15 protein-coding genes are annotated in these 13,716 nt (G+C 45.1%); 14 read left to right on the top strand and 1 reads right to left on the bottom strand.

Annotation, left to right across the window (positions count from 1 at the left end):
* Nucleotides 1–4 precede the first annotated feature (4 nt).
* Nucleotides 5–658: a universal stress protein gene (locus BUC05_RS19775; protein ID WP_073305805.1), complete on the bottom strand. Its 654-nt coding sequence runs from the start codon at nucleotides 656–658 to the stop codon at nucleotides 5–7.
* 142 nt (nucleotides 659–800) lie between these two features.
* Here BUC05_RS19775 and BUC05_RS19770 point away from each other — a divergent pair, with 142 nt between their 5' ends.
* From BUC05_RS19770 to BUC05_RS19705, 14 genes are all read left to right on the top strand, one after another.
* Nucleotides 801–2,504, top strand: a complete 1,704-nt coding sequence (locus BUC05_RS19770; protein WP_073305790.1) for a WG repeat-containing protein — start codon at nucleotides 801–803, stop codon at nucleotides 2,502–2,504.
* Between the two features lie 179 nt (nucleotides 2,505–2,683).
* Nucleotides 2,684–3,460 (top strand): TatD family hydrolase, encoded by a 777-nt coding sequence (locus BUC05_RS19765; protein ID WP_073305788.1) that lies wholly within the window; start codon nucleotides 2,684–2,686, stop codon nucleotides 3,458–3,460.
* Between the two features lie 118 nt (nucleotides 3,461–3,578).
* Nucleotides 3,579–4,892 (top strand): G5 and 3D domain-containing protein, encoded by a 1,314-nt coding sequence (locus BUC05_RS19760; protein WP_244153328.1) that lies wholly within the window; start codon nucleotides 3,579–3,581, stop codon nucleotides 4,890–4,892.
* 70 nt (nucleotides 4,893–4,962) lie between these two features.
* A complete protein-coding gene (gene rnmV / locus BUC05_RS19755; RefSeq protein WP_050749011.1) occupies nucleotides 4,963–5,568 on the top strand; it encodes a ribonuclease M5 in 606 nt (201 codons plus the stop codon).
* Nucleotides 5,561–6,448, top strand: coding sequence for a 16S rRNA (adenine(1518)-N(6)/adenine(1519)-N(6))-dimethyltransferase RsmA (gene rsmA / locus BUC05_RS19750; protein WP_063609318.1), 888 nt, complete (start codon nucleotides 5,561–5,563; stop codon nucleotides 6,446–6,448). Before rnmV ends, rsmA begins: the two co-directional genes overlap by 8 nt.
* A gap of 51 nt (nucleotides 6,449–6,499) precedes the next feature.
* Nucleotides 6,500–7,378: a sporulation peptidase YabG gene (yabG, locus tag BUC05_RS19745; protein ID WP_011244935.1), complete on the top strand. Its 879-nt coding sequence runs from the start codon at nucleotides 6,500–6,502 to the stop codon at nucleotides 7,376–7,378.
* Nucleotides 7,379–7,675: 297 nt separating this feature from the next.
* The gene (locus BUC05_RS19740; protein WP_011244936.1) at nucleotides 7,676–7,939 is read left to right on the top strand and encodes a Veg family protein; all 264 of its coding nucleotides are present in this window, start codon (nucleotides 7,676–7,678) and stop codon (nucleotides 7,937–7,939) included.
* A gap of 119 nt (nucleotides 7,940–8,058) precedes the next feature.
* The gene (locus BUC05_RS19735; protein ID WP_011244937.1) at nucleotides 8,059–8,235 is read left to right on the top strand and encodes a small, acid-soluble spore protein, alpha/beta type; all 177 of its coding nucleotides are present in this window, start codon (nucleotides 8,059–8,061) and stop codon (nucleotides 8,233–8,235) included.
* Between the two features lie 178 nt (nucleotides 8,236–8,413).
* A complete protein-coding gene (gene ispE / locus BUC05_RS19730) occupies nucleotides 8,414–9,307 on the top strand; it encodes a 4-(cytidine 5'-diphospho)-2-C-methyl-D-erythritol kinase (protein WP_011244938.1) in 894 nt (297 codons plus the stop codon).
* Nucleotides 9,308–9,338: 31 nt separating this feature from the next.
* Nucleotides 9,339–10,172 carry a pur operon repressor gene (purR, locus tag BUC05_RS19725; RefSeq protein ID WP_011244939.1) on the top strand — a complete coding sequence of 278 codons (834 nt, stop codon included), beginning with the start codon at nucleotides 9,339–9,341 and terminating at the stop codon, nucleotides 10,170–10,172.
* Nucleotides 10,173–10,185: 13 nt separating this feature from the next.
* The gene (locus BUC05_RS19720) at nucleotides 10,186–10,557 is read left to right on the top strand and encodes a RidA family protein (protein ID WP_073305782.1); all 372 of its coding nucleotides are present in this window, start codon (nucleotides 10,186–10,188) and stop codon (nucleotides 10,555–10,557) included.
* Between the two features lie 154 nt (nucleotides 10,558–10,711).
* Complete coding sequence (gene spoVG, locus BUC05_RS19715; protein WP_011244941.1) at nucleotides 10,712–11,008, top strand: septation regulator SpoVG; 297 nt, start codon at nucleotides 10,712–10,714, stop codon at nucleotides 11,006–11,008.
* Between the two features lie 324 nt (nucleotides 11,009–11,332).
* A complete protein-coding gene (gene glmU, locus BUC05_RS19710) occupies nucleotides 11,333–12,697 on the top strand; it encodes a bifunctional UDP-N-acetylglucosamine diphosphorylase/glucosamine-1-phosphate N-acetyltransferase GlmU (protein WP_073305780.1) in 1,365 nt (454 codons plus the stop codon).
* A gap of 25 nt (nucleotides 12,698–12,722) precedes the next feature.
* Nucleotides 12,723–13,673: a ribose-phosphate diphosphokinase gene (locus BUC05_RS19705; protein WP_011244943.1), complete on the top strand. Its 951-nt coding sequence runs from the start codon at nucleotides 12,723–12,725 to the stop codon at nucleotides 13,671–13,673.
* The last annotated feature ends 43 nt before the right edge of the window (nucleotides 13,674–13,716 follow it).

The raw sequence follows: 13,716 nt of genomic DNA, 5'->3' as shown, positions 1-13,716 counted from the left end.
ACGATTATGTTTCATCGATATCGACCAGTTGGCGGACTGTGCCATCGTCAACACGAACTTCAAATATATGGCCGTCCTTAGTGAAAGAGAAAATGCCGCTATTAAAATCCGTTTGCCGCTCTTTAAAGAAGACGCCTTCATAGGTGAAGCCTTTGCTGTCGTCAAATCGCAGTTCATAAGTGCCATCTGTTTGTTCCACCAAATAGGCAGATACGCCTCTTTCAAAATTCCAATTATCCGTTTCATCGGCCCGTTCTTTAGGGACAACATGAAGATCAGCGAACGGTGCTTTTTCAAGCAACGTGTCAATAATCGAACCGCCGAGTAGGGCAGTCCATAAATTTTCAGCAATTTGGCCGATGACAATTTGTGTTGCTTGTTTTTCTTTTGCAAAGTTCGAAATAACGTTTGTAATATTGTAGGCATGAGATTTCTCTACACTCAAATCAGCACCGTATTCATCAGCAAGTTCTTTAAAAATGGACATATCAATTTTTTTATCGTGTTTATACTCCTCTTCTGGCAAAGAATCAAACACGAGGATCGATAAAGGCGCGTTTAGTTGGGCTGCAAGACTGGCCCCTCTTTTAATGAGTTTGCTGCCGTGATGACCGTAATTGACACAAACAAGGATCCGTTCATTAGACGAAGTAGACATACATTTCCCTCCATTCCTTTTCTGGTGCTTACCACCCAGTATACACAGGGCAATGGCCAAATGAAAATCGGCCATTTTTATACATGGCTTAGGAAAAGCAGTCATATACTGGACCAACCAGGCGAAGCAGGAGGTTGGTAGCGTGGAACGATTGACTGAGAACCTTTATCCCGTGTCGACGAAGACGGTAAATGGCACGAAATGGGGGTATATCAACGACAGAGGGCGCATCCGCATTTCACTCGTTTATGAAGGAGCAGAGCCTTTTCAAAGGAATGGTTTTGCGATTGTTACATTAAATGAAAAGCAAGGGCTTATTAATCAATTCGGCCGTTTTGCCGTAAAGCCCGTCTATAAAAGCATTCAACCTTTTTCAGAAGAACGGGCAATTATCCAAACAAAAGACGGGTTTAAAATGATTGATGAGAAAGGCCAGGTGCGTACGAAAAAAACGTATGCCTACATGGCTCCAATGAAAAATAGCCGTGCGCTGTTTCAAACAAATGGCCGTTACGGGTTTCTTAATTCTAATGGCGAGGAAGTGATAGCAGCCCGTTATCTTTTTGCTTATGATTTTGACGAAGGAAAAGCGGTCGTGCAAACAAAAACGGCAGAGTTTCAGTTAATTGATGAGAACGGGCTTGTGCTGCATACATATCCATATGCCGATGTGGGATCGCTAAGCGAAGGACGAATAGCTTTTAAGGAAGGGGATCGTTATGGCTATTTGGATGAAGCAGGAAATGTCGTTATTCCGCCCAAATATGGCATGGCTTTTGCCTATGAGGATGGCTTTGCGATTATCGCAACGAGTGACGACAACTATTCTTATGGGTTGATGAATAAAGCAGGCGACACCATCTTTGAACCTATATACAATGAAATACGCTTGCTTCAAGAAGGACGTATTGCGCTTGGGAAAGCGAAGGACGCCAATAGGCCGTTTTTAAGCCGTTATGCGATCGCTAATACAAGCGGGGCGGTATTGACGGACTTTGTTTATGATGAGATTGGCTCTTTTAACAAAGGCACTGCTAGCGCAGTGAAGGACGACAGAACGTTTTTTATTGATAGAGAAGGCCACAAAGTCAAGACATTCCCCGCGTTTTCTGGTACAGGTGTACTTCGGAAGGAAAACGGCATTGTTTCGGCATTCATTGACCAGCGTCTTTTTTATACAGATGAGCATGGAAAAATCATTTGGCACCCAGACACGGAAATCCTACTGCGCCGTCCTTATCGCATCCAAGAACGCCTGTATAAACGTGGGCCCAATTATTATGTTTATTATCCGCAAATTGAAGGAATGGCGAACCAACTCGAACAACAGGCCATCAATCAAAAATTGGCGAAGCAAGCTGGTGTTCGTCATGTCACAGAAGCGGAAACAAAAGAACGTACGTTTACAGGTGATTTTAATGTTCTCTTTTTTAAAAAACACCTTGTTGTGTTGGAAATCGATGGCTATACGTATCCATTTGGCGCGGCCCATGGGATGCCAACAAGGACTTTTGCCAATGTGGACGTACGCAATGGCCATGATTATGCCCTGTCGGAACTATTTAAACATGGCCGTGATTATGCGGCAGTTTTAAGCAAACTGGTAGGCGAACAAATAAAAAAACAGGCGGATGAGTACTTTCCAAATGCATACAAAGGGGTGAACAGCACCCAACCTTTCTATGTTGATGAGCATGCGCTCTATCTTGTCTTTGATGTATATGAGCTGGCGCCTTATGCGGCTGGTTTTCCTACTTTTAAAATTCCCTTTGCTGAGATCGAACCGATCATTGACCAATCGGGGCCGTTTTGGCAGTCATTCCACTATTACAATCAGCCAAACTGATCGAATACGCAGATGGCAGTCGAAGTACGTGTGCCTGAGCAAATGGTTTTCGTGTACCTGGAACAGCTGTTATTGCCTATATGCGAGCAGACGATAAAAGATAGTAAAGAAGCCCACTTTTTTGCTTTGCTTGCGTTCACATAGCCAAAAGGCATAAAATGCCTTTGAGGTGAATAGTGATGTTATTTGATACGCATGTCCACTTGAATGCCAAGCAGTTCCAAGGAGATGTACAGGAAACGATTGCAAGGGCGCAGGAAGCAGGCGTTAAAGAAATGGTGGTTATTGGTTTTGACGAGCCTACAATTGAGCGGGCGATGGAACTTGTGGAACAATACGAGGATTTATATGCAGCTGTCGGTTGGCATCCGGTCGATGCCATCGATATGAAGGATAAGCATTTGCACTGGCTGGAAGAGCTATCAGCCCATCCAAAAGTGGTTGCTCTTGGCGAAATGGGCCTTGATTACCATTGGGACAAATCGCCAAAAGATGTCCAAAAAGAAGTGTTCCGCAAACAAATTGCTTTAGCAAAAAAAGTGAAGTTGCCGATTATTATTCACAATCGCGAAGCCGACCAAGATGTCGTTCATCTCCTTGAGGAAGAAGGAGCAGCTGAAGTTGGCGGCATTATGCACTGTTTTGGCGGCAGCGTGGAAATAGCGGACCGTTGCTTAAACATGAATTTCCATATTGGCCTAGGTGGCCCTGTCACATTTAAGAACGCTAGACGGCCAAAAGAAGTAGCTGCGCATGTGCCGATCGAACGGTTGCTAATTGAAACCGATTGTCCTTATTTGGCTCCTCACCCTTATCGGGGAAAACGAAATGAGCCAGCCTATGTAAAGCGGGTGGCAGAAGATATCGCAGAATTACGGGGTATCCGTTATGAGGAGCTAAGCCAGAAAACGAGGGAAAACGCTCTAAAATTATTTGGAATTAAAGACAATAATTAGTTTTTATCCCTAGCATCTGGGCAAATTGCAAAGGTTACTGCTTTGTTACGTTTGTGTAACTGTTGTTGACACGCTATTCGTTCGTCTCTATAATTCGGTGCTTGAGGAGGGACGAACGATGAGCGATAAGCACAACCTGTTGAATAGGCCTGAAGCCGACCCTGCCATTAGGCGGAGGATCTTGATTGCAGTCGCACTTTTCCTAGGACTAATTCTTATTTTATCTGGGTTATTTGAGTTGACCAAAAAAGCGGTTGCTGTTGAACAAAACGGCGAGAAGGTTACTGTGCGCACGCACGAATCGACAGTCGCGGATTTGCTTGAAAGCTTGGAGATCCATGTAGGTGAACATGATTTGATTGAACCGTCGTTGCAAACGGAGATTGAATCTGGGATGGACATTGTTTACAAGCCTGCAGCTGAAGTGACATTGTCTGTTGCCGGTGAGGAGACCACAGTCTACACAGTTGCTGACAATGTAAACGATTTGTTTACTGAGTTAGGCATCGAACCAAAAGCAGAAGACGAGATTGAACCAAGTGGGGATACCCCGATTGAGGATGGATTACATATTGCCTATTCGCCAGCAGTGCTTTTGACATTTGCCTATGACGGCAATGAAGGCGAGTACTGGAGCACCTCAGCGACTGTCGCTGACTTTTTGAAAGAAGCCAATGTCGAGCTTGGCGAGCTTGACCGAGTTGAGCCAGCTTTAGACGAAGAATTGCGGGACGGGCTTGATATCCGCCTCGTACGTGTTGAAAAAGTCACCGATGTCATTGAGGAACCAACTGCATTTGAAACGCTTCGCGAAGAAGATAGCGATTTAAACCATGGCGTGGAGCGTGTAGTAGAAAAAGGGAAAAAAGGCAAGCAAGCTCTTCACTATGAAGTGACGCTTGAAGACGGCGTCGAGGTCGACAGGCAACTTGTGAAGACGGAAACGGTTGAAGAGAGTGAAAACCGTGTTATTGCGGTTGGAACAAAACAAGAAGAGGCAAAAGAGTATGTCTCTGAGACGCAAACGGCCCATGAAACAGTCAGCCAAGAACCAGTGGATCAGCCAGTAAGCGAACCGGAAAAACCGAAACAGGAAAGCGCCAAACCGCAAGAAAAGCAAGAAGTGGAACAAGAGAAACAACAAAAGACATTGCAAATGCAATCGACTGCTTATACAGCGGCTTGTGACGGCTGTAGCGGAATTACGGCGACTGGCATTGATTTAAACAGCAATGCCAACATGAAAGTCATTGCTGTAGATCCAAGTGTCATCCCCCTCGGCACCCGTGTACACGTGGAAGGGTACGGCGAAGCCATTGCTGGCGATACAGGCGGTGCTATCAAAGGAAACAAAATTGACGTACACGTCCCAACAAAAGAAGACGCTACGAACTATGGAAGCAAAAGCGTGAAAGTAACAATACTTGATTAATAAGGAAAAAAGCAAGTTGCTGGCAAAGCACTTGCTTTTTTTTTGTGTGAAAACAGGCTACAATAACGTCATGGTCTTTTTAGAGAACGGAGTGAACGACATTTTCGTGATTAATGAAATGATTGTTGTGGAAGGAAGAAAGGACACAGTTTCCATCAAACGGGCAGTTGAAGCGGATACGATTGAAACCAATGGATCGGCGGTCGGCGAGTCTGTGTTAAAACAAATCGAGCTGGCAGCAAAACGCCGCGGCGTAATCGTATTTACAGATCCGGACTACGCTGGGAACCGTATTCGCCAAATTGTCAGCAAGCGAGTGCCAGGCTGCAAGCACGCATTTATCAAAAAAGCGGACGCAAACCCGAAGCAGCGAGGGAAGAGTGTTGGTGTAGAGCATGCCTCCCCCGATGCAATTCGCGAGGCGCTTCTTGCTGTTCGTACGGAGCAGCTTGAACCATTTGCAGCACAAATGACGGTCGCTGATTTAATGGAAGCAGGATTATTATCAGGAAAAGGGGCGAGAAGCCGCCGCGAACGTTTAGGCGAACACTTGTCGATCGGCTATGCTAATGGGAAACAGCTTTTGAAACGGCTGCACATCTTTCGAATCACCCCTGAAGAATTTAACGAAGCGGTGAGGTGGATAAACAAACAGGAGGAAAGTGAACTTGAATAAAGACATTGCGACACCAGCGCGGACAAATGCCATTTTAAAAAAGCACGGATTTACATTAAAGAAAAGTTTAGGGCAAAATTTTCTCATTGATTTGAACATCCTTGCCAAGATTGTGGAAGCAAGTGGTTTCGATGAACAAGACGGCATTGTCGAAATTGGTCCAGGCATAGGTGCCTTAACGGAACAACTGGCAAAAAAAGCAGACAAAGTGGTCGCTTTTGAAATTGACGGCCGTTTAATCCCGGTGTTGGAAGACACCCTTTCGGCTTACCCGAATGTTAAGATCATCCACTCTGACGTGCTTAAAGCCGACTTGCCCGGTGTGCTGGACGCTGAGTTTTCGAAAGGGCAAGCTATCCATGTTGTTGCCAATTTGCCCTATTATGTCACTACCCCTATTTTAATGAAATTGCTGGAAGACAGGCTCCCTTTTAAAAGCATCACCGTCATGATCCAAGCAGAAGTAGCAGAGCGAATTGCGGCAAAGCCAGGGTCGAAAGAATACGGTGCCTTATCGATCGCTGCTCAATATTACGCAGAAGCAAAGCCAATGGTGGTTGTGCCGGCCTCTGTTTTCGTGCCCCAGCCACGGGTTGATTCAAGTGTATTAAAATTAACGATTCGCGAAAAGCCGTTAGTGGAAGTCATTGATGAACGTTGGTTTTTTGACGTATTCCACGCTAGTTTTGCCAATCGCAGAAAAACGATTTTAAACAACCTTGTCCATAACCTTGCCGGGAAGGACGCCAAGGCTGCTATTGAACAAGCGCTGTCGGAGGCGGGGATTGATCCAAAACGCCGGGGCGAGACGCTGTCACCGCAGGAATTTGCTCGTTTGAGCGATGCCCTTTATTCCACGTTGCGGAAAGCCGACCGATAAAGGAACCATCGCCGTTGCCTCTTCATAGGCTATCGCAGAGGGGGCAACGCGATGACAATACAAGTTGGTGATGTGGTAGGCCGACTCTCTTATGATTGCGATGTCTTGTTTCGTGTGCTTGCAATCGAGCGCGGCGTGGCAACATTAGTCGGTGAAGAAATGCGTTTGCTGGCGGATGCGCCAGTGACCGATCTAAAAAAAATGTCCGCAAAAGAACGGGAAACAGATAAAAAACGGCAAAAAGAGCGAGAGGATGTCTCCTACCGGTTGTTTCGCCAAGATGCGAAATTAATGAAACGAAGGCAAGAATATCAAGCGGCATCAGGCTATGAAGAGACGCCGCATTTTTTTGAGATGAGAGGCCGTGTGCTTCACTTAGATGGAGACTTAAATTATTTAAATCGTTGCACGGCGTTATATGAAAAATTCGGCGTCCCCGTTTACGGCGTCCACATGGAAGAAAAAGAAATGCCAACGCAAATGGCCTCGCTTATGGAAATGGTCCAACCGGATATTGTCGTGATTACAGGACATGATGCCTATTCAAAAGCTAAAGGAAACCGAGATGAATTAAAGGCTTATCGCCACACAAAGTATTTTGCTGACTGTGTCCGTATTGCAAGAACAACGGTACAAAGCCGTGATGACTTGCTTATTTTTGCTGGGGCCTGTCAGTCCCATTTTGAGACGTTAATCAAAGCTGGCGCTAATTTTGCCAGTTCCCCAGAACGAGTGAATATCCACGCGCTTGATCCAGTCTATATTGCATCGAGGCTTAGTCGTACTTCTTTTTTAGAGACGGTTAATTTATGGGAAATACTGCGCAATACCATTACAGGGCAAAAAGGAATAGGTGGCATTGAAACACGTGGCTCTATGCGCCTCGGTTTGCCGTTAAAGGAGCAAGATGAAACGCCTCAAACCGATTGAGGCGTTTCAGACTGTAGACAAACGCTCGCATACTTCGTCGTTTGTCTCACTCATATGCTCATGAACCTCCGTTCTATTCGCATCTTCCCTCGCCTGACAAACGTTTTCTATCAGTCTGATTAGGGCTGACATTGACATTTATTAGCAGACATAAAGGAAGCGTTTTTAGTATATCCTACAAACAACAAAAGTTGACAAAGATAGTTGTTGACAAACAGGTTTTCTGGTTGTTATAATTTAAAATTTGACTTTTTTGTAATTGTGTTATATACTATGAAGAGCGAGGTGGTTGTGAGTATGGCAAACACAATAATTGACATTAAACGGGCACTAGACAAAAATGTTGGCAAGCGTATTACCATTAAGGCAAATGGCGGACGCAGACGCTCTTCAGAGCAGTCAGGCATGATTGAGGAGACCTATCCTGCCGTGTTTATTGTCAAGTTGGATGAAGACCAAAACTCGGTGGAACGCGTCTCTTACAGCTATGCAGATGTGCTTACGGAAACAGTTGAACTGTTTTTGTCAGGAGAAAATGGCCAAAAAGCAACAATTATATAAGAATCGGCGTTTGCCTCAGTGACTTTCTTTCCAGCAAAAAGAAAGTCTTTTTTTTGTCCATTTGCTCATACTAAGGGTGCTGGGCTATAACCAGCAACAAGCAAAGGAGCGGGTTTAAAATGGGGAGAAGACGAGGCATTATGTCAGATCGCTTAAAAGAAGAACTTGCAAAAGAGCTTGGTTTTTATGATACTGTCCAAAGAGAAGGCTGGGGTGGCATTACGACAAGAGACGCAGGGAATATGGTAAAACGCGCCATTGAAATTGCCGAACGAAACTTGCAAAATGGACAGTAATGGTTTGAAGCCTGTTGCGCAGCTGCGCAACAGGCTGTTTATATTCAATAAAGCACACTTGAACAGGTTTACGTATAGAGATTATTTGCCGCTGAAGCTGGCAGGATAGAAAAGGTGGTATGTTGCACGGACAAGTGATAAAATAACGAAAGCATATGCGAGTATAGAAGGTGACGATGTGAAGTATTCAATTAAAGCGCCTGCAAAGATCAATTTGTCCCTTGATGTGATAAGGAAACGGGAAGATGGTTATCATGAAGTTGAAATGATCATGACAATGGTTGACTTAGCTGACCGAGTAGACTTATCACTGCGGGCCGATGGAGGCATATCGATAGACGTTTCTGAAGGGTTTGTCCCGAGTGATGAGCGGAACTTTGCTTACCAAGCGGCATCGTTATTAAAAAAACGATACAACGTTAGAGAGGGCGTACACATTTACATTACGAAACGGATACCAGTAGCAGCCGGGCTGGCTGGCGGAAGCAGTGATGCAGCTGCAACGTTAAAGGGCTTAAATGAGCTTTGGCAGCTTGGTCTTTCAGTGGATGAACTGGCGACACTAGGCGCTGAGATTGGTTCTGACGTTTCTTTTTGTGTGTACGGCGGCACGGCGCTAGCGACAGGCAGAGGAGAGCTAATTAAGCCGATTGCTTCCCCACCGCCATTATGGGTGATTTTGGCAAAGCCGCCCATTGGCCTATCAACGGCAGACGTTTATAATGGCCTAAAATTAAGCGAGGCAAGGCATGCAAAAACAGCAGAGATGATCGCGGCACTTGAGCGCCAAGACGCAGCATCAATTTGTGCGTTGCTCCATAATACGCTCGAAGATGTGACGCTACGCCTTTATCCAGAGGTCGCCCATATTAAAGAGCAAATGAAGCGTTTTGGCGCTAACGGTGTATTAATGAGTGGAAGCGGTCCGACGGTTTTCGGCATTGTCGAAAAGGAATCGCGGGTTAACCGGATTTATAACGGCCTTCGTGGCTTTTGTGATGAAGTGTACGCAGTGCGGCTGATTCGTACAAGCGGCACTTGTCCAAATACGGATGAAAATGGTATGTTATAAATAAACATTCGGTTATGAGTGCGGAGGGATTATGAAAAAGTTGAAGCGCAGTGGGCGCCTTGTAGATATGACTCATTTTTTGCTGCAACATCCCCATGAAATCGTATCACTAACCCATTTTTCTGAACGTTATCAAGCGGCTAAATCCTCTATTAGTGAAGACTTGGTCATTATTAAAGACATGTTTGAAGAAGAAGGCTATGGTGCGTTAGTGACGATACCAGGGGCAAGCGGCGGCGTAAAGTTCATGCCAAAGATGAACAAACAAGAAGCAGAGCAATTAATTGGCGAATTGGTGCAGGCGTTAAACAAACAAGAACGGATTTTGCCAGGCGGTTATCTGTATATGATGGACTTGTTAGGCAATCCAAAGTTAATGCACAAAGTGGGCCGCTTGTTTGCAGCGGTGCTTGCTGATAAGGAAATTGATGCGGTGATGACAGTAGCAACGAAAGGCATCCCCCTTGCCTATGCGGTCGGCCATTACTTAGGGGTCCCCGTTAGCATTGTAAGAAGGGATCACCGCATTACAGAAGGTTCAATGGTCAGCATCAATTATGCGTCTGGATCTTCTGACCGAATCCAGACGATGACACTCGCACGGAGAAGCTTGGCACCAGGGTCAAAGGTGTTCATCGTTGATGACTTTATGAAAGCAGGCGGCACACTTCGAGGAATGGTCGACTTGCTCGAAGAGTTTGAAGCTGATTTAGTCGGCATTGGCGTATTAGTCGAGTCGGCGGAAGTATCAGAAAGGCTTGTTGATGATTATTTGTCTTTGACAAAATTAACGAACGTCAATGTTCGTGAAAAAGTGATCGATGTGACAGAAGGAAACATTCTAACGAAATTAGAAACGTCTTAAAGGAGGCTGCTTTATGAAAGTCGTGCATACCAATGAAGCGCCGGCAGCAATCGGCCCATATTCACAAGGAATGATTGTAGGAAATCTATTTTTTTCATCTGGGCAAATTCCACTTACGCCTGCTGGGGAACTAGTTACAGGCGGAGTAGAAGAGCAAACCCATCAAGTGTTTGCAAACGTAAAAGCGGTATTGGAAGAAGCCGGTTCATCACTTGAAAAAGTGGTAAAGGCGACCGTTTTCATCAAAGATATGAATGATTTCCCCCGTATTAATGAAGTATACGGCAGCTATTTCCGTGAACATAAGCCGGCGAGGTCGTGTGTGGAAGTAGCGCGGCTGCCTAAAGATGTACTAATTGAAGTCGAAGTCATTGCAACCATTTAAAACTGGATGATTGTTTAAAGCACCTTTCTCATAGTGGGAAAGGTGCTTATTCGTTCGTAAAAAAGTTTAGCAAAAAAGATTTGAAATAGGTGAAGGTAATTTTCTTTTTACCGCGAATTGTTTAAACAGATCAACAATAAGAGAGGTGGCTAACATGGAAATTACTGACGTGAGACTTCGCCGTGTCCATACGGAAGGCCGCATGCGTGCAATCGCATCGATTACAATGGACCATGAGTTTGTTGTTCATGATATCCGCGTAATAGATGGCAACAACGGGCTTTTTGTCGCAATGCCAAGCAAGCGGACGCCTGACGGCGAATTTAGAGATATTGCCCATCCTATTTCCTCAAAAACGAGAGAAAAGATCCAAATTGCCGTTATAAACGAGTATGAGCGTGTCGGCGAATATGAAGACGCGCCTAACTATGAGGAAGCAGGAGCTTCTTGAGGTTGTCGGAAAAGTCGGCAAAACCACTCAAGTTGAAGGTGCAAATAGCTTGTTTTCATGCTTCCAAAACATAGAAGCGAAGCGTTTGTCTACAGTTTGAGAACGTCGAACTTCCTGAACATGGTAAGTGTTTTCGTTTTTAGCCATTTGCTAAATGAGGGTGGCAAAAAATGAATGTTCCAGTTGTAAAAAGCCAGCCGGCAAATGTAGGCTGGCTTTTTACAACTGGAACTGCCTAAACTGTGTAAAGGCGGTGGAATGCCTTGAAATACCGCATTTTTTAAAGTATAGTTTTAATGACAAAGGATTGGCTGGAGGGACATAATGAGCGGACGATTTGCGGTTATTTTAGCAGCAGGGCAAGGGACGCGTATGAAGTCAAAGCTTTATAAAGTACTGCACCCTGTCTGTGGCAAACCGATGGTTGAACATGTAGTCGATCAAGTTTTCAAATTGGAATTTGATAAAACAGCGGTTATTGTTGGGCATGGAGCAGAGGAAGTAAAAAAAACACTAACTGAAAAAATTGAATTTGTGATGCAACCAGAACAGCTTGGTACAGGCCATGCTGTTAAATGTGCTGAGCATCTATTGGCAAGCCAAAAAGGCACAACAGTTGTGCTGTGCGGTGACACCCCTTTGATTACAGCTGCCACAATTAAAAAATTAATGGATACCCATGAAGCAAACGGAGCTAAAGCAACAGTGTTGACAGCCCATGCTCCAGATCCTACGGGCTATGGCCGTGTAATTCGCGGAAACCAGGGGCAAGTAGAGAAAATTGTTGAACATAAAGATGCTTCTGTGGATGAGCTAGCGATTGCGGAAGTGAATACAGGTACGTACTGTTTTGACAATGAAGCATTGTTTGAAGCGCTTGCAGAAGTGAAAAATGAAAATGCCCAAGGGGAATATTATTTGCCTGACGTGATTGGCATTTTACGGCAAAAAGGCGAAACCATTTCAGCTTACCAAACCGACTCCCTTTCGGAAACGATGGGCGTGAATGATCGTGTGGCTCTGTCACAAGCAGAGGCAGCGATGCGCAATCGCATTAACGAAGAGTGGATGCGCCAAGGCGTTACGATTATTGATCCGCAAACAACGTATATTTCTGCAGACGCATCGATTGGCCAAGATACGGTCCTTTACCCAAATACGTCCATAAAAGGGCCATCCGTTATTGGAGAAGACTGTGTGATTGAATCAGGTACAGAAATCGCTTCTGCAACGCTTGGCAGAGGCGTTCACGTGTGCAGTTCGGTAATAAGCAACAGCGTGGTGGCCGATGGCTCATCGATTGGCCCATTTGCCCATATCCGCCCTGGCTCCGATGTTGGAGAAAATGTGCGTGTAGGCAATTTTGTCGAGCTAAAAAAGGCAAGCATTGGCACTGGAAGCAAAGTTTCGCATCTTACTTATGTAGGCGATGCGGAAGTGGGCAGTGATGTTAACGTTGGCTGCGGCGTCGTGACTGTCAATTATGATGGCAAAAACAAACATAAGACGATTATTAAAGACGGCGCTTTTGTCGGTTCAGGCTCAAATTTGATTGCGCCTGTAGAGATTGGCGAGCGTGCATTTGTGGCAGCCGGTTCAACAATCACCGATGATGTTCCGAGCCAAGCGCTATCAATTGCAAGATCGAGGCAAGTAAATAAGGACAATTACGTGAAAAAAGATGTTTAAGAACAACTGGAGGTCAAGCAACGAAATGGCAAATTACAGCGATCCAAGCTTAAAGGTGTTTACGCTCAATTCTAATAAAGGGTTGGCTGAAGAGATTGCCCGTCACATCGGCGTCTCACTTGGAAAGAACTCAGTGATGCGTTTTAGCGACGGAGAAGTGCAAATTAACATTGAAGAAAGCATCCGCGGCTGTGATGTCTATTTGATTCAATCAACGTCGGCTCCAGCTAATGAACATTTAATGGAGCTCCTCATTATGATTGACGCAGTAAAACGGGCTTCAGCACGGACGATAAATGTCGTGATCCCTTATTACGGCTATGCGCGCCAAGACAGGAAAGCGCGGGCGCGAGAGCCAATTACAGCCAAACTCGTTGCCAATTTACTTGAAACAGCAGGGGCAACCCGCGTGTTGACCATTGATTTACATGCTACGCAAATCCAAGGGTTTTTTGACATTCCAGTTGACCAGCTAATGGGCGTTCCGCTCTTGTCTGATTACTTTGAGAGCAAAAAGCTTGATGATATTGTTGTTGTATCGCCTGACCACGGCGGTGTTGTACGCGCACGAAAAATGGCAGACCGCTTAAAAGCGCCAATTGCCATTATTGACAAGCGCCGTCCGAAACCAAATGTTTCAGAAGTAATGAATATTGTCGGCAATATTGAAGGAAAAACAGCTATTATTATTGATGATATTATTGATACAGCAGGAACGATCACACTTGCGGCGAATGCATTAGTAGAGCAAGGGGCTACAGAAGTGTACGCGTGCTGTACACATCCTGTTTTGTCGGGGCCTGCTATCGAACGTATTAGCAATTCTAAAATAAAAGAGCTAGTCGTAACCAATACGATTGCCCTAACTGAAAAGCAAAGAGGGGAAAACATTACGCAACTTTCTGTTGCCGGCTTGATGGCTGAAGCGATTATCCGCGTCCATGAAGACGCGTCGGTGTCAACGCTTTTTGATTAAGGTTAGCTGGTGATGTCGGAAGGTCACGGGAAAAAACGATCCA

The organism is Shouchella rhizosphaerae (assembly GCF_900142675.1).
Taxonomy (GTDB): domain Bacteria; phylum Bacillota; class Bacilli; order Bacillales; family Bacillaceae_D; genus Shouchella; species Shouchella rhizosphaerae.
The sequence above is the reverse complement of the archived record's forward strand: the minus strand, read 5'-3'. Positions and strand labels throughout refer to the sequence as shown.